The sequence below is a fragment of the Stenotrophomonas sp. 86428_Sma genome (assembly GCF_056481585.1).
Map to the genome: position 1 here is coordinate 1,027,675 of NZ_CM151156.1, position 21,199 is coordinate 1,048,873.

General features: G+C 67.4%; 17 protein-coding genes. 7 read left to right on the forward strand and 10 right to left on the reverse strand.

Going from position 1 to position 21,199, the window contains the following annotated elements; all coding sequences use genetic code 11:
- Positions 1–10 precede the first annotated feature (10 nt).
- A complete protein-coding gene (locus ACZK3J_RS04690) occupies positions 11–1,516 on the forward strand; it encodes a PepSY domain-containing protein (protein ID WP_478476453.1) in 1,506 nt (501 codons plus the stop codon).
- Positions 1,517–1,525: 9 nt separating this feature from the next.
- Here the strand turns inward: ACZK3J_RS04690 and ACZK3J_RS04695 are convergent, their stop codons facing one another.
- Both ACZK3J_RS04695 and ACZK3J_RS04700 read right to left on the reverse strand, forming a co-directional pair.
- Positions 1,526–2,659 carry an MFS transporter gene (locus ACZK3J_RS04695; RefSeq protein ID WP_478476454.1) on the reverse strand — a complete coding sequence of 378 codons (1,134 nt, stop codon included), beginning with the start codon at positions 2,657–2,659 and terminating at the stop codon, positions 1,526–1,528.
- 11 nt (positions 2,660–2,670) lie between these two features.
- Positions 2,671–3,447 carry a DeoR/GlpR family DNA-binding transcription regulator gene (locus tag ACZK3J_RS04700; protein WP_049400656.1) on the reverse strand — a complete coding sequence of 259 codons (777 nt, stop codon included), beginning with the start codon at positions 3,445–3,447 and terminating at the stop codon, positions 2,671–2,673.
- Between the two features lie 160 nt (positions 3,448–3,607).
- Between ACZK3J_RS04700 and smqnr the strand changes: the two genes are divergently transcribed.
- Entirely contained in the window at positions 3,608–4,255 is a 648-nt protein-coding gene (smqnr, locus tag ACZK3J_RS04705) for a SmQnr family pentapeptide repeat protein (protein WP_478476455.1), read from the forward strand.
- 3 nt (positions 4,256–4,258) lie between these two features.
- Here smqnr and ACZK3J_RS04710 read toward each other — a convergent pair whose 3' ends face one another.
- Both ACZK3J_RS04710 and ACZK3J_RS04715 read right to left on the reverse strand, forming a co-directional pair.
- On the reverse strand, positions 4,259–4,933 hold the full coding sequence (locus ACZK3J_RS04710) for a class I SAM-dependent methyltransferase (RefSeq protein WP_423163218.1): 675 nt from the start codon (positions 4,931–4,933) through the stop codon (positions 4,259–4,261).
- Between the two features lie 87 nt (positions 4,934–5,020).
- Positions 5,021–5,719 carry a glutathione S-transferase family protein gene (locus ACZK3J_RS04715; RefSeq protein WP_478476456.1) on the reverse strand — a complete coding sequence of 233 codons (699 nt, stop codon included), beginning with the start codon at positions 5,717–5,719 and terminating at the stop codon, positions 5,021–5,023.
- Positions 5,720–5,834: 115 nt separating this feature from the next.
- Between ACZK3J_RS04715 and ACZK3J_RS04720 the strand changes: the two genes are divergently transcribed.
- Positions 5,835–6,779, forward strand: a complete 945-nt coding sequence (locus tag ACZK3J_RS04720) for a LysR substrate-binding domain-containing protein (protein WP_478476457.1) — start codon at positions 5,835–5,837, stop codon at positions 6,777–6,779.
- On the opposite strand, the gene ACZK3J_RS04725 is transcribed toward ACZK3J_RS04720, so the two are convergent.
- Positions 6,718–8,097: an aminotransferase-like domain-containing protein gene (locus tag ACZK3J_RS04725; RefSeq protein ID WP_478476458.1), complete on the reverse strand. Its 1,380-nt coding sequence runs from the start codon at positions 8,095–8,097 to the stop codon at positions 6,718–6,720. The genes ACZK3J_RS04720 and ACZK3J_RS04725 overlap by 62 nt on opposite strands.
- A 133-nt stretch (positions 8,098–8,230) precedes the next feature.
- On the opposite strand from ACZK3J_RS04725, the gene ACZK3J_RS04730 reads away from it, so the two are divergent.
- Positions 8,231–9,094, forward strand: a complete 864-nt coding sequence (locus ACZK3J_RS04730) for a DMT family transporter (protein WP_049400660.1) — start codon at positions 8,231–8,233, stop codon at positions 9,092–9,094.
- A gap of 39 nt (positions 9,095–9,133) precedes the next feature.
- Here ACZK3J_RS04730 and ACZK3J_RS04735 read toward each other — a convergent pair whose 3' ends face one another.
- Positions 9,134–10,069 carry a LysR family transcriptional regulator gene (locus tag ACZK3J_RS04735; protein ID WP_478476459.1) on the reverse strand — a complete coding sequence of 312 codons (936 nt, stop codon included), beginning with the start codon at positions 10,067–10,069 and terminating at the stop codon, positions 9,134–9,136.
- A gap of 107 nt (positions 10,070–10,176) precedes the next feature.
- On the opposite strand from ACZK3J_RS04735, the gene ACZK3J_RS04740 reads away from it, so the two are divergent.
- Positions 10,177–11,694, forward strand: coding sequence for an MFS transporter (locus ACZK3J_RS04740; RefSeq protein WP_134951853.1), 1,518 nt, complete (start codon positions 10,177–10,179; stop codon positions 11,692–11,694).
- Here ACZK3J_RS04740 and ACZK3J_RS04745 read toward each other — a convergent pair.
- The 3 genes from ACZK3J_RS04745 to ACZK3J_RS04755 form a co-directional block, all read right to left on the reverse strand.
- Entirely contained in the window at positions 11,678–13,768 is a 2,091-nt protein-coding gene (locus ACZK3J_RS04745) for a TonB-dependent siderophore receptor (RefSeq protein ID WP_478476460.1), read from the reverse strand. The genes ACZK3J_RS04740 and ACZK3J_RS04745 overlap by 17 nt on opposite strands.
- Before the next feature lie 99 nt (positions 13,769–13,867).
- Positions 13,868–15,253: a sensor histidine kinase gene (locus ACZK3J_RS04750; protein WP_100437436.1), complete on the reverse strand. Its 1,386-nt coding sequence runs from the start codon at positions 15,251–15,253 to the stop codon at positions 13,868–13,870.
- Entirely contained in the window at positions 15,231–15,914 is a 684-nt protein-coding gene (locus ACZK3J_RS04755; RefSeq protein WP_100437437.1) for a response regulator transcription factor, read from the reverse strand. The genes ACZK3J_RS04750 and ACZK3J_RS04755 overlap by 23 nt, the downstream gene beginning before the upstream one ends.
- Positions 15,915–16,066: 152 nt before the next feature.
- On the opposite strand from ACZK3J_RS04755, the gene ACZK3J_RS04760 reads away from it, so the two are divergent.
- Both ACZK3J_RS04760 and ACZK3J_RS04765 read left to right on the forward strand, forming a co-directional pair.
- Complete coding sequence (locus ACZK3J_RS04760; RefSeq protein WP_100437438.1) at positions 16,067–17,251, forward strand: efflux RND transporter periplasmic adaptor subunit; 1,185 nt, start codon at positions 16,067–16,069, stop codon at positions 17,249–17,251.
- 4 nt (positions 17,252–17,255) lie between these two features.
- Positions 17,256–20,357, forward strand: coding sequence for an efflux RND transporter permease subunit (locus ACZK3J_RS04765; protein ID WP_423163225.1), 3,102 nt, complete (start codon positions 17,256–17,258; stop codon positions 20,355–20,357).
- Between the two features lie 268 nt (positions 20,358–20,625).
- Here ACZK3J_RS04765 and ACZK3J_RS04770 read toward each other — a convergent pair whose 3' ends face one another.
- On the reverse strand, positions 20,626–21,030 hold the full coding sequence (locus tag ACZK3J_RS04770) for a GFA family protein (protein ID WP_012510263.1): 405 nt from the start codon (positions 21,028–21,030) through the stop codon (positions 20,626–20,628).
- Positions 21,031–21,199: the final 169 nt, after the last annotated feature.

A 21,199-nucleotide genomic window follows, 5' to 3' on the forward strand; every position in this document is an offset into this window, starting at 1 on the left:
GACACGCACCATGTCGCTGCGATCCACTGCCAAGCGCTGGACCTACCTGGTGCACCGTTGGCTCGGCATCGGCGGATGCCTGCTGATGCTGTTGTGGTTCGTCAGCGGCATGGTGATGTTGTTCATCGGCTACCCGAAGCTGACGCCCGGTGAACGTCTGGCGGCATTGCCGGTGCTGCCGGAGGCCCGCGATCTGCGCGGGCTGTCGGTGCTGCCTGCAGCCGTGCAGACCGAGCCGGAGGCCGTGGCGCTGACCACGCTGCGTGGCGAGCCTGCGTATGTGGTGCGCGCGGGAAGCAACGTGGGCGCCTGGTCGGCGTACACCGGCCACGCCCTGCTGCCCGTATCGGCACAGCGCGCCGAAGCGTCAGCGGTACAGTTTGCTGGCGGCCCGGCCTTTGTCGGTGCAATGCGCGTGGAAGAGGACCGTTGGACGCATTCGCGCGCGCTGGACGCGCACCGGCCGCTGTACCGGGTGGAGGTGGGGGGCGCACAGCCCGGTGACCTGTATGTGTCCTCGCGCACCGGTGAAGTGGTGCTGGACGCACCGCACGTGCAGCAGCGCTGGAACTATGTGGGGGCCTGGCTGCACTGGCTGTACTTCCTGCGCATGCAGTCGGTGGATCCGGTATGGACGTGGGTGGTGATCGTGCTGTCCGCGCTGTGCACGGTGGCGGCGGTCAGCGGCATCGTGGTGGGTGTGTGGCGCTGGCGTTTCCGCGGGCGCTACCGCTCCGGTGCGAAGACGCCGTACGTCGAACCGTGGATGCGCTGGCACCATCTGATCGGACTGATGGCTGCGGCCTTCGTGTTCACCTGGATCTTCAGCGGGCTGATGTCGATGAATCCATTGGGGGTCTTCAGCAGCACGCGCGAGGCGATCGATGTTGAACGCTATCGTGGCAGCGCGGTAACAGTGGATGGCGCGTTGGGTGAGCCGGCGAAGCTTCTGGCGGTGGCCGATGCTGAGCGCTTCCAACCAGTCGAGATCCAGTGGCGCCGCATCGGAGGCGAGCTGTTCGCGGTGCTGTTGGATGGGAAAGGCGATACCCGCATCGTGTCTGGCAGCGATGGGCATTTGCAGGTGGCGCGGTTGCTGCCGGCCCCGTGGCTGCAGCAGAAGGTGCGTGCGCTGTCCGATGCGCCGATGCAGGAGTTCGTGGTGCAGCAGGCAGCGGATGCCTACTTCTATCCGCGTGCACCGGAAGCCATGAACGGCGCGGCGGTGCGGCGCTTCCCAGTGGCGGTGGCGGATTTCGGCGATGCCGAGGCCACGCGCGTCTACCTCGACCTGGCCACCGGCGATCCGTTGCTGACAATGGGGCACCGTGAGCGCCTGGGGCGCTGGCTGTTCTACTTCCTGCACAGCTGGGACCTACCGGCGATGCTGCGCCAGGAAGGTGCCCGGCTGGCGGTGTTGCTGCTGCTGAGCGCTGCTGGCACCGCGCTGTGTGCCACGGCGACGGTGATCGGCTATCGGCGATTGCGGATGAAGCTGCGGCACAGGCGGCGCTGAGGACCTGGGCTACATCCGCAGCCAACGTGTGGACACGGCCACCAGCAACAAGGCCGTGGCCACGCCGATGAACGCAGCGATCAGGCCGAAGTGGTTGGCAGCAAAACCGATCAGCGCCGGTCCGGCAAGGATGCCCGCAAAGCCCAGCGTGGATACTGCGGTGATTGCCAGCGCACCCGGCATGCGCGTCTGGTGGCCGGCCAGCGAGAACAGTGCCGGTGCGATGTTGGCGCAGCCGAGGCCGACCAGCACATAGCCGAACAGTGACGCCTGCCACGGCGTGACCAGGGTCAGTACCAGCACTCCCGCGGCGGCGAGCAGCGCGCCGAACACGATCGCGCGCTCACGGCCTACGCGCTCCACCAGTGCGTCGCCGAACAAGCGCGCCCCGGTCATGGTCAGGGTGAAGGTTACATAGCCGATACCGGCGAGGCTGGCATCGACGCGACGCACATCGCTGAGGAAGACCGCGCTCCAATCCAGCATCGCGCCTTCACCGAGGAAGGCGACGAACGCCAGCACGCCGATGAACAGCACGATGCCGTGCGGCAGGGCCAACATCGGTGTGTCGTGCGGCATGCGTTCGCTGTGCCAGTACGCCGCCGACAGCAGCATCACCAGCAGCATGGCGCCAACGCCGATCAGCACCGATGCCAGTGGCGGCAGCTGTGCGGACAACAGCACGGTCATGGTGGCCGCGCCGAGGAAGCCGCCGATGCTGAAGAAGGCATGGAAGCCGGACATCATCACCCGCCGCGCTTCGCGCTCGACGATGACGGCCTGCACGTTCATCGTGCAGTCCATCGCGCCCACGGCGGCGCCGAACACGAACAGCACCAGCCCCAGTGACCAGGCCGAATCGGCCAGCGCCAGGCCGGGCACGGTCAGGCAGATCAGCAGGCTGCTGGCCACCATCACCCGCCGGCAGCCCAGGCGTGCGGCCAGTACACCGGACAGCGGCATGGCCAGCAGCGAACCGGCACCGAGGCAGAGCAGCACCAGGCCCAGCGTAGCGTCGTTGATGTCGGTGCGCGCTTTGGCGAATGGCACCAGGGTGGCCCACAGCGCAGTGGCGAAGCCGGGAATGAAGAACGCAGCGCGGGTCGCGTGCTGTTCGGCACGCGCGCGGTTGGCAAGGAACATGAGCGGTACGGTCAGGGCGGAGTGGGGTGTACCGCGATGCCGGCTGCGCGGAAGCGCGCGGCCAGCGCCGGCGGAGCCGAGGTGGTCAGCACCAGATCGTCGATTTCATCGAGGCTGGCGATCTGCCAGTTGCCGCGGGCACCGAGCTTTTCAGTGGTGGCGGCGACGATGACGCGGCTGCTGCAGGCCACCATCGCGCGTTTCAGCGTGGCTTCTTCCGAATCCATTGCCCAGACGCCGGTGTCGCCGTCCACCGCGCAGGGGCCGGGCAGGTATACGTCGGCGCGCAGGCGCTGCACCTGCGCCAACGCTTCAGCGCCGACCGCGCCGCCGCCACTGGCCAGGCGGCCGCCGATCAGCTGCACCGAAGTGCCTTCGAGCATGCTGGCGGCGGTGGCGATCTGCGGAGCATTGGTGATCACCGTCAGGCCGAGAGCGGTCGGCAGCTGCTGGGCGATCGCCAGGTTGGTTGAACCGGCGTCGAGCAGTACGACCTGGCCGGGCTGCAGCAGCGCGCAGACGCGGGCGGCCAGCTCGGCCTTGTCGCCGCGGTCGCGGGTCAGGCGCTCGCGCAGCGGGCGTTCCTTGGGGGGCGGCAGCACGGCGCCGCCGTAGACACGCTGGCACAGGCCTTGGGCGGCCAGCTCGCGCAGATCGCGGCGGATCGAATCTTCGGAGACGGCATAGCGGCGCGCCAGTTCGGCGGCGACCACGCGGCCCTGCTGGCGCAGTTCCTCGAGGATCTGCAGGGTGCGCTGGGCGGGGAGGGGGCTGGGATCGGAGCTCATGCCGCAAGTCTGCACGTTCGTGCATTAATGTGCAACAACGTGCATCCGGCATTGGGGGGACACAGGGCGGCTGGACTGCTGGTGAATTCGCCCGCGTCCACGTCTATGGATCGCCCTCGCGGCCCGGCATCATGGCGGGGCACCTGGCATGGAATCCACGATGTCCCCCACCGTTCACCGCAAGCTGCGCATCGGCGCGGACCAGTACACCGGCCAGAAAGTGGTCGACCAGCAGTTCCACGAATGCGATTTCTCCGGCGCGGACCTGACCGCCACCGAGTTCATCAACTGCAGCTTCTACGACGCTGAATACCGCGCCGGTTGCCGCTTCAACGGCGCCACATTGAAGGAAGCCAGCTTCCGTAGTTGCGACATCAGCATGTGCCACTTCAGTTTCATCAAGGCGCTGGGCCTGGAGATCAGCGAGTGCCGTGCGCAGGGCGCGGATTTCAGCAACGCCAGCTTCATGAACCAGATCACCACGCGCAGCTGGTTCTGCAGTGCCTTCATCAAGAAATCGAACCTGCGCTATGCCAATTTCTCGCGGGTGACATTGGAGAAGTGCGAACTGTGGGAAAACCGCTGGGATGGCGCGAACGTGAGCGGTGCCAGTTTCGCCGGTTCGGATCTGTCCGGTGGCCAGTTCGAGGGGATCGACTGGAACAGTGCCAACTTCACAGACTGCAACCTGACCAACTCGGAGCTGGGCGAGTTGGACCTGCGCAGCACCAACCTGCGTGGCGCCACGCTGGATGTGCAGCAGGTGGCGCTGTTGATGCAGCGTATCGGCATCACGGTGGTGCCGTAGGCATCATCCGGCGTACGCCACCCAGCCCTTGAAGCTGAAGCCGGCATAGAACAGCTCCACACCGTCGAAGCCGGCCTCCTGCAGTAGCGCAACCTCCTGCTCGGGTGCCAGCAGCGGCAACCGTTCGGCAATGGCGTCGATCGCGCGCTGCGCATCGGCGTGGGCAACCCCCGAGGCTTCGGCGAACGCCGCGTAGCGCTGCAACCAGCGCAGCTTGCCGGCCGGGTCCTGCGGCACGCTGTGGTGCGCCACCACCAGCGGCGCACCGGGTTGCAGGCGCCGGTGCAGTTCGCGCAGCGTGTGCAGGCGCTGCCCGGCATCGAGGAAGTGCAGGGTCAGCAGGCAGCTGGCGCCGTCGAAGCGCGCATCCGGTGCATCGTCGATATAGCCTTCCAGCAGCTGCACGTGCGACATCAGCGGACCCAGTGTCTGCTCGGCCAGGGCCAGCATCGGCGCAGCCGGGTCCACGCCCAGCAACTGCCAGCCCGGCTGAGCCTCGGCAAAGGCCTTCAGTTCCAACCCGCCACCGGCACCCAGCACCAGCACGCGGCCGTGCGCAGGGACGCGTTCGGCCAGCAGCAGCCGGCTCATCTGCTGCAGGGCGAGGAAGCCGGGCACCTGGCGCAGCGGCGCTTCGGCATAGCGGGCCACCGCCTGCGGATCGGAGAACGTGGACATGCGCGGATTCCTGCAGCGGGGGACATACCACTGTAGCGCGGCGCGCAAGAGGCATTGCGCGCCGCTGCCGCACGGGCAGGACAGGGCTCAGGCCGTTGCGGCCTCAAGCACGTCTTCCAGCCGCACCTCGCCGAGGAATCCACCGCCGCTGGTTGCCGGCTGCTGCGCTTCGATGGCGTGGGCGAACTGCACGCCGGCGTCGTCCTGCAGGCGCTCGAACAGCTGCTGCACCCTTGGGAACTCGCGTCGATCGACCACCTGGTGATAGTCGTTCCAGCGCGCGATGCCTGCGAAGTAGGCGTCGGCAAAGCTGCGCTGTTCGCCCAGCAGCCACGGGCCCGTGCCGATCATCTGCTCCAGCGCCTGGTGGGCGTGGCGTACCTTGGTCGTGCCATAGGCGCGCAGCGCCTCGCCTTCATCGCCTTCCGCATGCTCCAGTGCGTGCCAGAGCGGCGCGTAGGCACCGAAGAAACTGGTGTTGAGATAGGCCAGCCGATGGTTGAGGCGATCGAAGCCGGAGGTGCCCTGTGCGAAGCCCAGGCCCTGTGCGATGCCCTTCGCGGCCAGGTGGTTGAGGATGGCCAGGCTCTCGCTGAGCAGCTCGCCCTGTGTGGTTCGCAGGGTCGGGGTTTCGCCCAGTGGATTGAGGCGGCGGTAGTCTTCGCCCTGCACCTGGCCGGGCATCTCGATGCGGCACAGGTGATACGGCTGGCGCAGCCACTCCAGCGCGATGATGGAGCCGAACGAGCAGCCCGAGGGCACGCCGTAGAAGAGGATCGGGGTCATGGCAGGTTTCCGGTTCGAGCCGCGATGCGGCGGGTGAGGAAAGCGTGCCCGCGTGGACATTGCTCCGGAAGCCGTCCGAATGGCATCCTGAAGTCTACATATGTGGACGTTACGCATGCTCAACCTCAACGATCTGGCCCTGTTCGTCACTGCGGTGGAGCAGGGCGGTTTCGCCGCAGGCGGGCGCCATCTGGGCCTGCCGCGCTCGACCCTGAGCAAGCGCGTGGCGCTGCTGGAAGAACAGCTCCAGGTGCGGCTGCTGCAACGCAGTTCGCGCCGCTTCGCATTGACCGAGGTCGGTCAGGAGTTCTTCGAGCGCGCACGCGCAGCGTTGTCCGAGGTCGAGGCCGCCGAGGCCATCGTCCGCGACCGCCAGGCCGAACCCAGCGGCACCGTACGCATCAGCGCTTCGATTCCGGTGGTGCAGGGCGAGCTCGCCGCGTGCCTGCCTGCACTGGCCCGCCGCTATCCACGGTTGCGCATCGAAGTTGAAGTGAGTGATCGTTTCGTCGATCTGGCTCAGGAGGGCATCGACATCGCTCTGCGCAGTCACTTCGGTCCGCTGCCGGATTCCGGGTTGGTGCAGCGCTCGCTGGGTAGCGAGCGCATCGTGCTGGTGGCGTCCCCTGGCTATCTGGCAGCCGCGCCGGCAGTGGATACGCCCGAGCAGCTGCGTGCGCATGCCGGCCTGCTGACCGCGCGTCATGCAACGCGCTGGACGCTGCACGGCCCCGACGCCCGCACCGTGCAGGTGGAGCCGCAGGTGGCGCTGGTCGGCAATGAATCGCAGCTGCTGATCGCGGCGGCCGAAGCGGGTCTTGGTATTACCGTGTTGCCACACAGCCTGTGTACCGAGGCCCTTGCCGCTGGCCGCCTGCAGCAGGTGCTGCCGGCGTGGCATGCCGGCGAAGTGACCACCAGCGTGCTGCTGCCGCATCGTCGCGGCCAGTTGCCGGGCGTGCGCGTGGTGGTGGATGCGCTGGTCGCGCATTACCAGCTCAACGCAGTTCCCGCGCCAGTACCTGCCAGATCCTCGGGTCCTGGCACTGCGAAACGTTGAAACGTACATAGTCAGTCGCGCGCTGCGATTGGCTGAACGCGTTGCCCGGTGCCAGCACGATGCCCTCGCGCAGGCATTGCCGGGCCAGTGCGGCGGCATCGCGGCCATCGGGCAGCTGGCACCACAGGAACAGCCCGGCTTCCGGCTGCAGCCACGGCGTGATGCCCAGCGCCTGCAGCTTCCGCAGCGTGTGCCGGCGCGCATCGGCCAGGCGCGAACGTACCGACTGCATGTGGCGGCGGTAGCCGCTGTCGGTCAGCGCGATGTGCATCAACTGCATCGCCAGATGGCCGCCGCCGAAGCTGGTGGCCAGCTTCAGGTCGGTCAACGCTTCGATCCAGTCGTGGCGCGCAGCGATGTAGCCACAGCGCGAAGCCGCCGACAGCGTCTTGGAGAAGCTGCCGACGTGGATCACCCGCGACAGTCCATCGAGCGCGGCCAGCCGCGGCGCAGGCTGCAGTTCGAAGTCGGCGAAGATGTCGTCCTCGACGATGATCAGTTCATTGCGTTCGGCCAGGCCCAGCAGGCGGTGCGCGGTGCTGGCGGAAAGCACCGCGCCGGTCGGGTTGTGCAGGCCCGAGTTGGTGATGTACAGCCGCGGCGTATGCGCCTGAACTGCCTGCGCGAACGCCTCCAGGTCCGGGCCGCTGTGCGTGTACGGCACGCCGATGGCCTGCACCTGGTGCGCCTTCAGCAACGCGTGGTAGTTGAAGTAGCTCGGGTCATCCACCAGCACGCAGTCGCCGGGTTTGAGCAGGAAACGGCAGAGCAGATCGACCGCGTGCGTACCGGATTCGGTCAGCAGGATCTGCTCCATCGGTGCATCAATGCCCAGCGCGGCGCTGCGTCGTTGCAGCAGCTGGCGCAGTGCGGGCAGCCCGAGCGGGCCGGCGTAGTCGACCAGCTGTAGGGCATCGGCACGCGCCAGCCGACGCAGGCCGCGGCGCACGCCATCGTGGTACAGCCAATCGCTGGGCATCCAGCCACAACCCGGCTTGAGGTGGCCCGCGGGCGTTTCCAGCGATTGCCGCGACACCCACAGCGGGTCCACGGCGCGATCCAGCCGGGGTTCCATTTCAGCCAGCGCCAGCGGTGCGGTCGGCCCACTGACGTAGAAGCCGGATCCTGCGCGCGCACTGATCAGGCCTTCGGCGGCCAGGCGCTCGTAGGCCTCGACCACGGTCGAGACCGACACCCCCATCGCCGCCGCCTGCGCACGTACCGAAGGCAGGCGCGAGCCGGGGCCATCCACCCGCGCACCGATGCGGGCGCGGACGGTCTGGATGACCGATTCAATGCGGGTGAGCGAACGTGGCATGGCGGAACCGTAGTGGAAGTGTGGGCAGTACAGTTACTTGTGACTGTACTGGATTGTAGCTGGGGTCGTTCCGCGCTGGATGCTTCCATACAGGTCCAGCCGGGCATCGTCCGGCATCTTCAGGAGTACAGGCGTGGAACGGTCGGCGAGTGGTTGGATCAATGGCTTCATCGGTGTAGTGATCTTCGCGGGCTCCCTGCCGGCCACCCGCTTGGCGGTGCTGCAGCTTGACGCCGGATTCGTCACTGCTGCACGCGCGACCATTGCCGCTGTGCTCGGCCTTGGCCTGCTCCTTCTGCTGCGCCAGCCGTGGCCGCGGCGCAATGACCTGCCAGGCCTGGCGGTGGTCAGTCTGGGGGTGGTGGTCGGCTTTCCGCTGTTGACCGCGCTCGCGCTGCGGCATGCGTCATCGGCACACACCATCGTGTTCCTCGGCCTGCTGCCACTGAGCACTGCGGTGTTCGGCGTGCTGCGCGGCGGCGATCGACCGCGCCCGGCGTTCTGGTTGTTCTCGCTGCTGGGCAGTGCCTGCGTGGTCGGCTATGCGGTGCGCAACGGCATCGAGGCCTCGCTGCAGGCTGACCTGCTGATGCTGGCGGCGATCGTGGTGTGTGGGCTCGGCTATGCCGAAGGTGGTCGACTTGCCCGCCACCTTGGCGGTTGGCAGGTGATCAGCTGGGCGCTGCTGCTGGCGTTGCCGGTGATGCTGCCGCTGACAGTGCTGATGCGCCCGGCCTCGTTCACCGCGGTCGGTGCGTCGGCGTGGTGGGCGCTGGGCTACGTGGCGGTGTTCAGCATGCTGATCGGCTTCCTGTTCTGGTACCGCGGGCTGGCGCAGGGCGGCATTGCGGCCGTCGGCCAACTGCAGCTGCTGCAACCGTTCTTTGGCCTGGCCCTGGCCGCGCTGCTGCTGCACGAATCGGTCAGCCTCAGCATGGTGCTGGTGACCGTGGTCGCGGTGATCTGCGTCGCCGGCGCGCGCCGCTTCAGCCGCTGAGCGAAAAAGGGGACGGAGGGGATTAAGTCGTAATCGGCCCTACTGTGCCTGAAACGACTTAATCCCCTCCGTCCCCTTTTCCGGGTGGCCGCGGAACAGATGCGCAACGGCATAGTCGATGAACACCCGCAGGCGTGCACTGGGATGGCGCCCACCGTGCCATAGCAACGAGAACTGCCCCTGGTGCGTGGGCAGTGCTGGCAGTACCCGCTGCAGGCGGCCATCGGCCAGCGCGTCGGCTGCGAGGAAGTCAGGCATCCAGGCCAGGCCCATGCAACCGATCGCAGCGGCCAGCACGGCCTCCATGTTGTTGCAGGTCATCGCCGTGGGAAGGCGCGCTCCAGCATCGCCTTCGATGCCCGGCAGCTGCCACGGGTGCAGCTTTCCGGTGGTGGGGTAACGGAAGCGCAGCGCGGTATGCAGGCGCAGCTCGCTCACATTACCGGGCGTGCCATGGGCCTGCAGATAGCCCGGCGCCGCACAGAGGATGAAACGGAAGCCGCCCAGCCGCCGTGCGGTCAGGCTGGAATCGGCCAGTTCACCGCTGCGTATCACCGCGTCGAGGCCTTCGCTGACCACGTCGACGATGCGATCGTTGAAGTCCAGCTCCAGCTGCACCTGCGGGTAGCGCTGCTGGAACCCCGGCAGTACCGGCAACAGGAAGCGGTAGCCGATGGTGGGCAGGCCGATGCGCAGCAGTCCACTCGGGGCGTGCTGTCGCTGCGCCAGATCCGCCTGCGCTTCGGAAAGTTCATCCAGTGCCCGCCGGCAGCGCTGCAGCAGCAGTTCGCCTTCGTCGGTGAGGTGCACGCGGCGGGTGGTGCGCTGGAACAGGCGGGTGCCGAGTTCCTGTTCAAGGCGGGCGATGCGCTTGCCCACGGCCGACGCGGACAGGCCGAGGACGCGAGCGGCGCCGACGATGCTGCCTGCTTCGGCGGTACGGACGAAGGCCAGCAGGGCAGAAATGGAATCCATGCGGGGCATGATTACGGAACATCGGGCCGCAATCAACGTCCATCGAGCCTGTTTTTCTGGAATAGCGGCCTGTCCATCATCAATGCCCCTGATGGATGGAGGCCCGCATGGCCCCGGTTTCGATGCTTCCCGTACCTTCCCACACGCATCAGCGCTGGGCCCTGCTTGCCGTCTGCCTGGCTGCACTGGCGCTGCCGTTGTCCTTCTCGGCCGGTGCCGTCGCGGTGCCGGCGCTGGCCCGTTCCGCGGCGTCGTCGCCGACTGCGCTGGCCTGGGTGACCAACGCCTTCATGCTCACCTTCGGAAGCCTGTTGCTCGCTGCCGGTGGCCTGGCCGATCGTTATGGTCGGCGGCGGTTGTTCCTGCTGGGTACGGCGGGCTTCAGCATCGCCACGGCCGTCGTTTGCCTGGCCCCTACGCTGCTGTGGCTGGATCTGGCGCGCGGGCTGCAGGGCGTTGCCGCTGCAGCGGCGCTGGCGTCCGGCACCGCTGCGCTGGCGCATGCCTGGCAGGGGCCGGTGCGTGCCCGTGTGTTCGCGCTGCTGGGCACCACATTCGGTGCGGGGCTGGCGCTGGGGCCGCTGCTCGCGGGTCTGCTGTTGCAGGCATTGGGATGGCGCAGTGTGTTCGCCGCGGGCGGTGTACTGACGCTGGCGGCCTTCGCCGTGGGCGCGCGCGTGTTGCCCGAAAGCCATGGTGAACGCGGGCGGCTGGATGTCGGCGGCATGCTGGGCTTCAGCCTGATGCTGGCGGCGTTGACCCTGGCCCTGCTGTGGCTGGGTGAATTCGGCTTGCATGCAATGCGCGTGCAGCTGGCGCTGTTGGCGACGCTGGTACTGGGCGGGGTATTCGTCTGCATCGAACGACTGCACCGCTCACCGTTGCTGGACCTCTCGCTGTTCTCGCAACCGGCGTTCCTCGGTGTCCAGCTGCTGCCGGTCGCAACCTGCTTCGGCTACGTGGTGCTGCTGGTGGTGTTGCCTCTGCAGCTGTTGGGCGTGCATGCACAGAGCGCGACATTGGTCGGGCTGCAGATGCTGGCCTTGTCTGCGCCGATGCTGGTGCTGCCGATGCTGGCCGCGCGCTGGGCGGAACGCGTTGGAAGTACGCGGCTGTGTACGCTGGGCCTGCTGGTCTGTGCCTCTGGGTTGTACCTGTTGTCGCGCCATGCATCGCATCCGTCGCCGTCGCAGTGGGTGCCGTTGCTGATGCTGATCGGCGCTGGAACGGCCTTGCCGTGGGGCTTGATGGATGGGCTGTCGGTCAGTGTGGTGCCGGTGCAGCGTGCGGGCATGGCCGCCGGCATCTTCGGAACCGTGCGGGTGGCCGGTGAAGGCATCGCATTGGCCGCAGTCACGGCCTTGCTTGCGCTGCTGATCGGCCACCAGCTGCAGGGAGCATCGCCCGCATCCCTGGCGCGCGCCGGTGCCTATCTGGCAACGGGTGCGCATGCACAGGCGCAGGCACTGCTTCCGGCGATGAGCGGCGCACAGCTGCAGCAGGCCAGTGCCGAGGCGCTGGCGATACTGCTGCGTGTCCTGGCGCTGCTGACTGCCGCATGCGCTGTGCTGTTGCACCTGCTGCTGCGGCGGCCAGCGTTGGCCGTGATCAGAACCGATAGCTGATGGTGCCGGTCACCACGCGCGGGTACCCGGCGAAGCAGTCGCCAAAGGTGCGGCACGGCGCGTAGTAGCGCTTGCCGGTGAGGTTGGTGATGTTCAACGCCATCGTCCAGTCGGTCACCTGCACTTCCAGCAATGCATCGGCCAGCGTGTAGCTGGGCGTGATGATGCGCCCGCCATTGCCCAGCGACACCGTATTGCCGACATGGCGCACGCCCAGGCCCAGGCGCAGGCGTGCGGCATCATCCAGCTGGAAGCCCTTCGACACCCAGGCCGAGGCCAGGTCCTGCGGGGTGTCGTTCAGGCGCTGGCCCACTTCGAGTGCGAAGTTGCTGCGGCTGACCTCGGCCTCGTTGCGCGCAACGGCAGCGGTGACCGTCAGGTCGTTGGCGAACTGGAACTGCCCTTCCAGCTCCACGCCCTTGGAGCGGATCTGGCCGGTCTGCACCACGTTCAATACGTTGTCCGGGTCGTTGGTCTGCCGGTTGGTTTCGGTGATGCGGTACGCCGCCAGCGTCAGCAGCAGGTTGCGCGCCGGTTGCCACTTGATGCCGGCCTCGGATTGGCGGCCGCGCATCGGCTTGAAGGCGCTGCCGAACAGATCCTGGCCGGACACCGGCAGGAACGATTCGCTGTAGCTCAGGTAGGGCGAAACGCCCGCACCCAGTTCGCCGATCAGCCCGGCGCGGTAGGTGGTGGCATTGTCGGTCTGGCTGGGCTGGCCTTCGGTCTTCGAGCGTGCATGGTCGCGGCGCGCGCCCAGCACCAGCGAGATGCGGTCGGCCCAGCGGATCTGGTCCTGCACATAGACACCGAGCTGGGTGGAGGTCTGGTCCGGCTGACGATCCCAGCCACGCACGATCGGTGCGACCGATACCGGGGTGTAGATGTCGATCGGCGTGCCGGTGGCGTCCAGCCGCTGCAGCTGCTCCTTGTATTGGCTGTAGTCCACGCCGGCCAGCAGCAGATGCTGGAAGGCACCGGTGGCGAAGTCGAACTGCAGCGCATTGTCGGCGCTGAAGATCTGCACGTCGGGGCGGGTGCCATAGGCCGTGCGGTTGACCACGCGGCGCTCGGCGTCAATGAAGGGATTTTCCGGATTGCTGTAGCTGTCCACGTACATCTGCTGCAGAGTGGTCCTGCCATCGATGTAACGCACTGCCGAGCGCAGGCTGAGCGTGTCGTTGAAGCTGTGGTCGAACAGCGCGGTCAGGCTGTAGACGCGCGAGTCGATGCGGTCGAAACCGGGATCGCCGATGAAGGTGGACGGGGCGAGGCGGCGTCCGGGCGGGGCAAGCAGGGTCGCGGCCAGCGGCAGGAACTGCTGGCTGGAGCCTGTCTTGTCATGCTGATAGCTGGCCAGCAGGGTCAAGGTGCTGCGTTCACCGCGCCAGCTGATCGACGGTGCCAGATAGACGCGGTCATCCTTCAATACATCGGTCTGCATGTTCGATTCGCGCACCAGCCCGACGAAGCGGCCGGCAAGCGTACCGGCATCGTTCAATGCGCCGCCGATGTCACCCTGCAGCTGCCTGCGGTCGAAACTGCCGAGCTGCACGCCGACCTCGCCGTTGAGGGCGCCGAAGGTCGGGCGCTTGCTCATTGCATTGATGATGCCGCCGGTGGCGCCGGCACCATACAGCACCGAGGACGGGCCGCGCAGCACTTCCACCCGCTCCAGGCCATAGATTTCCGGGCGGGCGAGGGGGCTGAAACCGTAGCTGCGGCGCAGGCCATCCTGGTACTGCACTGGGTCCAGCCCGCGCACCGAGGTGGCATCGTTGCGGGTATCCAGGCCCCAGGCATCGGCGGTGACGCCGGCGCTGTAGCGCAGCACTTCCTGCAGGTTGTGCGCGCCGCGATCGGTGAACAGCTGCTGGGTGACCACGCTGATCGCCTGCGGCGTCTCGGTCAGGGCGGTGTCGGTCTTGGTCGCGGTGCTGGCCCGCTCGGCCACCACCGTTACCTTGTCCAGGGTGCGCGCCGCCGGGTTGTCCTGGGCCTGGGCGATGGCCGAGGCCAGCAGGGTGGGCAGGGCGAGCGTGTACAGCAGCGGACGCGACGGCAGAGCGGTCATCGGGAGTGATCCGGGAAGGGCGGTGACGGCGGATTATCCGGATGCCCGCCCTCAAATACAAATGATTCCCAAGTGCGATTGGGGCGCCCTGGCCCGGCGTCAGGGCAGGCCGTCCGTCGCGCCGCGGATGCTCATCCAGGCGCCGCCACCGGGGGCGCTGCCGGCGCGGACACGGAAGCCGTGCAGGCCGGCAATGGCGGCCACGATCGACAGGCCCAGGCCGAATCCAGGCCCCTGGCCGGCGCTGCTGCTGCCACGGAAGAAGCGCTGGTAGATCAGCGTGCGGTCCTGTGGCGGAATGCCCGGCCCGTTGTCGATCACATCGATCCTCGGGGCGCCGTGATCATCGACCGCACGCAGCAGGATGCGGCCGTGTGCAGGGGTGAACTGCAGGGCATTGGACAGCAGGTTGGCCAGCGCTTCGAACAGCAGCTCGCGGTCGCCACGCAGCGGGCCCACCTTCGGGTCCACCTGCAGCTCCAGCAACTGCTGCTTCTCTTCGGCCAGCGGCAGGTAGAACTGGTGCAGTTCCTGCAGCAGCTCGGTGACGTCGACCGCGTCGAAGGCTGAACGTCGCTGGTGGCTCTCCAGTTCCGACACCCGCAGCAGCGCGGCGAAGCGCGCCATCAGCATGTCAGTCTCGGCCAGCGCCTTGTCCAGTGGATCGGCATGCGGGTCCCGTTCGTCCAGGCCCACGCGCATGCGGTAAAGATGCGCGCGCAGGCGGGTCAGCGGCGTGCGCAGATCGTGGGCGATGCTGTCGCACACGCCTTTGACCTCGGTCATCAGCTGTTCGATGCGTTCCAGCATGGCGTTGACGATGCTCGACAGCCGATCGATCTCGTCGCGACGGCTGGACACCGGCAGGCGCTGGCCGAGGTCGCCGGCAACGATGCGGTTGGTGGCCGCTTCGATCTGCTGGATCCGTTTCAACGGGCGCCGGCGCAGCAGATGCCAGCCCACCAGGCCGGGAATGACGGTCAGCGACACGCCCCACAGCAGTGCATCAAGGATGATGCTGTTGACCGCCATGAGCTTGCCGTTCTGGCGCACGAATACCAGCGTGCGGCCATCGCGGGTTACCACGCCGAGCGCACTGCCGCCGTTGTCGTGGCGGCCATCGGCCAGCGTCCAACCGTCCACCGCATGCGAGTTGCCATCCAGCGGCAGCCCCTCGGGGATCGCTGTCAGCGGGCCCGCCATCGGCATGCCGCCCTTGTCGAACAACCCATAGGTATAGACCTGGTGCAGATCGAAGCGCTGGCTGTCGCGCAATGCTTCATCCAGTGCCGGCCCGTCGAAGCTCATGAACAGGTGGGCGCGCTGCTGCAGGCCTGATTCGGTCAGGTCACTCAGGTAATCCGAGATGCGCCAGTACATCACGCCCAGCAGCAGGCTCGACCACGCCACGAACAGGATGCAGTACAGGCCCAGCAGTCTGCTGCTGGAAGAGCGCCAGTGGTCAGGATTGCGCGTCGAAGACATAGCCGGTTCCACGTACGGTCATGATCGGCTGCGGTCGGCCGGGTTGTTCGATGCGTTTGCGCACGCGGCCGATATGCACGTCGATCAGGTTGGTGCCCGGATCGAAGTGGTAGCCCCAGACTTCCTGGAACAGCATGCTGCGGGTGACCACCTGGCCGGCGTTGCGGACCAGGAATTCGAGCAGCTTGAACTCGGTCGGCAGTAGCGCGATTTCATGCCCGCCGCGTCGCGCCGAACGGGTCATCAGGTCCAGTTCCAGGTCACCGGCGCGCAGCACGTTGTCGATGGCAGCGGCCTGGCCCTGGCGCCGGATCAGCACTTCCACGCGTGCGGCCATCTCATCGGAGGCGAAGGGCTTGGTCAGGTAGTCGTCGCCACCGGCGCGCAGGCCACGCACGCGTTCATCCACGTCCGACAGTGCGCTGATCATCAGCACCGGCGTGGTGATGCCTTCACGGCGCAAGGCGGTGACCAGGGCCAGCCCGTCGATGCCGGGCAGCATGCGGTCCAGGGTGATCACCGCGTAGTCGCCTGCACGTGCCAGCGCCAGGCCGTTGCTGCCGTCGCTGGCCAGGTCCACGTCGAAGCCGTGGCTGCGCAGTTCGGTGGCGATCTCCTCGGCGGTGACAAGATCGTCCTCGATGGTGAGTACGCGCGGCATGGGCCAGTGTGCAGAGTGGGACAGGGGCATCCTCGCAATCGTGGGCAGCGACTGCAAATGAAAAATGTTTCATGCGCCATTTAGCAGGATCGTGCCGCCACGTCTTCTATATTCGGCGCCGAACGCTCCCCCACGCGTGGAACCTGCAGCCGATGATCCTTCCGAACCCCTCCCGTCCGTACCGTGCTTGGCGGCTGCCGCGAACCGCGGGCCTGCCGCTGCTGGCGCTCGCCCTGGCCGGCCTGCTCAGCGCCTGCGGCAAGGACGCGCCCAAGCCCGGCGCGACGACGCCTGAGGTGACGGTGCTGACCCTGCGCAGCCAGCCGCTGGCACTGCAGCAGGAACTGCCTGGGCGCAGCGTTGCCTCGCAGGAATCGGACGTGCGTCCGCAGGTGGATGGCGTGCTGGTGAAGCGGTTGTTCGAGCAGGGCCAGTGGGTGAAGGCCGGGCAGCCACTGTTCCAGATCGAGCCCGCGCTGTACCAGGCTGCGCTGAACGAGGCGCAGGCCAACCTGAAGACCGCCGAGGCCGCTGCGGTGACCGCGCGCCTGCGGGCGCAGCGCATGCAGGCGTTGGGCAAGGACCAGCTGGCCGCGCGCCAGGACGTGGACGATGCGATCGCCAGCGACCAGCAGGCTGCCGCCGCGGCGCAGGCCGCACAGGCCGCGCGTGACACGGCCAGCACACGGCTGGGGTTCGCCACGGTGACCTCGCCGATTGCCGGGCGCATCGGCCGCGCGCTGTTCACGCCGGGGGCGCTGGTCACCTCGGGCCAGGCCGATCCACTGGCACGGGTGCAGCAGATGGACCCGATGAACGTGGACATCACCCAGTCCAGCAATGAGTACCTGGCACTGCGCCGCGCCATCGCCGACGGTGGCGTGCAGGCCGACACAGCACCGGTGCGGCTGCGCTTGTCCGATGGCACCGACTACCCGCTGCCCGGCACGCTGGAATTCGCCGACGTGGACGTGCAGCAGGAGACCGGCAGCATCACCCTGCGGGCGCGTTTCCCCAACCCGGATGGGCAGCTGCTGCCAGGCATGTACGTGCGCGCGCTGGTGGGGCAGGGAACCCGCCAGCAGGCGCTGCTGGTGCCACAGGCTGCGGTCGACCGCAGCCCCAAGGGCGAGGCACAGGCGTGGCTGGTGGACAAGGACGGCAAGGCGCGGCTGCGCCTGTTCCGCACCGCGCGTGCGGTGGGCGATCAGTGGCTGGTGCTCGATGGCCTGGCCGCCGGTGAGCAGGTGGTGGTAGCCGGCGCGCAGGGCCTGGCCGATGGCATGACGGTACGGGTGAAGCCGGCACCGGCACCGGCACCGGCCGGGAAGGACTGAGCAGATGCTGCCGCGCTTCTTCATCCATCGCCCGGTATTCGCCTGGGTCCTGGCGATCTGCATCATGGCCTTCGGCACCATCGCGGTGACCCAGCTGCCGGTGGAGCAGTACCCGGACATCGCGCCGCCGCAGGTCAACATCACCGCCAACTACACCGGTGCCTCGGCGCAGACGGTGGAAGACAGCGTCACCCAGGTGATCGAGCAGCAGATCAAAGGCATCGATCACCTGTTGTATTTCTCCTCCACCAGTTCGTCATCGGGGCAGGCGCGCATCACGGTCACCTTCGACCAGAGCGCCAACCCGGATATCGCCCAGGTGCAGGTGCAGAACAGCGTCAACCAGGCCATCAACCGGCTGCCGCAGGAAGTGCAGCAGCAGGGCGTGACGGTCGCCAAGTCGCAGGGCGATTCGCTGATGGTGGTCTCGCTGTACGACACCAGCCGGCGCATGGAGCGCGTGGACGTCTCCGATTTCCTTGTCAGCAATGTGCAGGATCCGATCAGCCGCATTCCCGGTGTCGGCGAGATCAACGTGTTCGGCTCGGCTTACGCAATGCGCGTGTGGCTGGACCCGCACAAGCTGCGCGCCTATGACCTGATGCCCTCGGACGTTCGCGCTGCGATCCAGGCGCAGAACACCCAGGTGACGGCGGGTGAGCTGGGCGCGATGCCGTCCAGCCCGACGCAGAGCCTCAACGCCACGGTCACCGCGCAGTCGCGCCTGCAGACGCCCGAACAGTTCCGCGCGATCATCCTGCGCACGCTGCCCAATGGCGCGGCGGTGTTGCTGGGCGACGTCGCACGGGTCGAGATTGGCGCGGAGAACTACCAGACCAGCAGCTATCTCAATGGCTATCCGGCGGCTGGCTTCTCGGTCACCCTGGCCTCCGGTGCCAATGCGTTGGCCACGGCCGATGCGGTGCGCGCGGAGATCGAACGGCTGCGGCCGACTTTCCCGCCCGGCCTGCAGGTGGCCTACCCGCGTGACAGCACACCGTTCGTGCGGGTCTCGATCGAGGGGGTCATCCATACCCTCATCGAAGCCATCGTGCTGGTCGTGGTGGTGATGTTCCTGTTCCTGCAGAACCTGCGCGCCACGCTGATTCCGGCGATCACGGTGCCTGTGGTGCTGCTGGGCACCTTCGGCGTGCTGGCCGTTGCCGGATTCACCATCAACACACTGACCCTGTTCGCGATGGTGCTGGCGATCGGCCTGCTGGTCGACGATGCGATCGTGGTGGTGGAGAACGTGGAGCGCATCATCCACGACGAGCATCTGCCGCCGCGCGAAGCGACCGAAAAATCGATGGGCGAGATCACCGGCGCGTTGATCGGCATCACCGTGGTGCTGGGCGCGGTGTTCCTGCCGATGGCGCTGTTCGGTGGTTCCACCGGCATCATCTACCGGCAGTTCTCGATCACGATTGCATCCGCCATGGCATTGTCGGCGCTGGTGGCGCTGACGCTGACCCCGGCGCTGTGCGCGACCCTGCTCAAGCCGTCTTCGGCGCAGAAGCCACAGGGTCGTTTCTTCCGGGCGTTCAACCGGGGCGTCGAGCGCAGCCAGTTGGCCTACCAGGGCAGACTCGGCGGCGTCGTCTCCCGGCCGCGGCGCTGGATGGCGTTCTACCTGCTGCTGGTGGTCGCCATGGTCGCGCTGTACGCGCGCATGCCCACCGGCTTCCTGCCGGTGGAAGACCAGGGCCAGGTAACCTTCCAGTTCTCCACGCCGGAAGGCACGCCGATGGCGCGTACCGAAGCATTGGGCGAGCAGATCAGCCGCTACTTCATGGAGCACGAAAAGCAGAACCTGGATGTGGTGTTCGTGGTGGTCGGCCGCAACAATGCCGGCACCGGCCAGAACGCCGGGCAGGGCTTTCTCGCCCTGAAACCCTGGGATGAGCGCACGGGCGACAACACCGCTGCGGCGATCATCACGCGAGCCAATGCCTACTTCCGCCGCTTGCCGGATGCCAAGGTCAATGTACTGGCACCGCCGGCGGTGCGTGGACTGGGCCAGTCCAGCGGCTTCGAACTGTGGCTGCAGGACACCAGCGCGGCCGGGCGCGTGGCCCTGCAGGCGGCGCAGGAACAGGTGGTGCGTGCGGCCGGCGAAGACGACGGGCTCACCTCGGTGCGCCTGAACGGTCTGGGCGACAAGGCCGAGCTGCGGCTGGACATCGACCATGCCCAGGCCAGCGCACTGGGCCTGGCCCAGGCCGACATCAATTCAACGTTGTCCGCGGCCTGGGGCGGCAGCTACATCAACGATTTCCTCGACCGTGGCCGGGTCAAGCGGGTCTACATGCAGGGCGACCAGCCCTACCGCAGCGTGCCCGACGACATCGGCCAGTGGTATGTGCGCGGTGGCAACGGCCAGATGGCGTCGTTTGCCAGTTTCGCCAGCAGCCACTGGGCGCGCGGGCCGCAACTGCAGCAGCGCTTCAACGGCCTGCCGGCGATGCAGATCCAGGGCAGCGCTGCCGAAGGCCGCAGCTCGGGCGAGGCGATGCAGCGCATGCAGGCGCTGGTTGCCGATCAACCCGGGTTCGACCTGCAGTGGAGTGGCCTGTCCTACCAGGAACAACTGGCCAGCAACCAGACGTTGTGGCTGTACATCGCCTCCATTGCCTTCATCTTCCTGTGTCTGGCAGCGCTCTATGAGAGCTGGACGGTGCCGGTGGCAGTGGTGCTGGTGATCCCATTGGGCGTGATTGGTACGGTGCTGGCGACCACCGCGGCCGGGTTCGTCAACGACATCTACTTCCAGGTGGGTCTGCTGACCACCATCGGCCTGTCGGCCAAGAACGCGATCCTGATCGTGGAGTTTGCCGAGGCCCGCTATCGTGCTGGCAGTTCAGCGGTGGAAGCGGCCCTGCAGGGCGCACGCCTGCGCCTGCGCCCGATCGTGATGACGTCGTTGGCCTTCGTGGCCGGTGTGATCCCGTTGGCGTTGGCCACCGGCGCGGGCGCAGTCAGCCGCCGTGAAATCGGCATGAGCGTGATCGGTGGCATGGTCTCCGGCACGGTGCTGGCAGTGGTGCTGGTGCCGTTGTTCTTCGTGCTGGTGCGCCGCCTGGGCCGGTCACGGCCGCAGGACTGAGGGGGGGCGGCTGTCATCTGGCTGCCGCAGCACCCTCACCCGTTCTTTGCCCAGGTGCCGCTAGCGTAGGTCGTCCCCGTCCCCCACGGAGACCTGCCATGTGGCTGCTCGATCATCTCTGGCCCGGCCGCAGACCTGTTCCTCCCCCGGTCGCCACCGAACCGCAGGCGACGCCCCGCCGGCCCTGGCTGAAGCGCCCGGTGCGGGCCGGCCGCAGCGGCATGGCCCCCTGGCAGAAGGTTGCCGCACCACCACGGCGCACGCGCCACTAACCGGTGCGGTCGGCGGGATGGTTGACCCCATCGTTGACCGGGATCACACCCAGCGCGAACGGGTCGATGCCTTCCAGGCAGGCCACGTTGTAGCCGTACTGTTCCGGGTTGGAGCGGCGCCGGTGATGGGTGTAGATGCCGCACACGCCACAGAAATAGTGCTCGGCCACATGGGTGTTGAACTGGTACAGCTGCAGGTGGTTCTGCCCGCGCACCACCTGCAGGCCCGCGCGGCTGACGCTGGCGGCAATGGCCCCCCGGCGCCGGCACATAGAGCAGTCGCAGCGGCGGGGTTCGACAATACCGTCCGGCAGGTCCAGCAGCAGTTCGACCGTGCCGCAGTGGCAGGTGGCTCGGTGCCGGGGTTGGACCGGAACGCCGGCCACGGAAGTGATGCCCATCGTTGCTCCTGTGAAGTGAACCTGGCCGCAGAGGCCGCCGCCGACGGTGCGCTGCCCAGCCTGAACGGTCCGTAGATGCCACGGTGAACCCGCTTGTGGCTAACTATGCGGCTTCAAGACCGCGACAGGATGCCAGTGAACGCCGCAGGACGTTGGATGACAGGGAGTG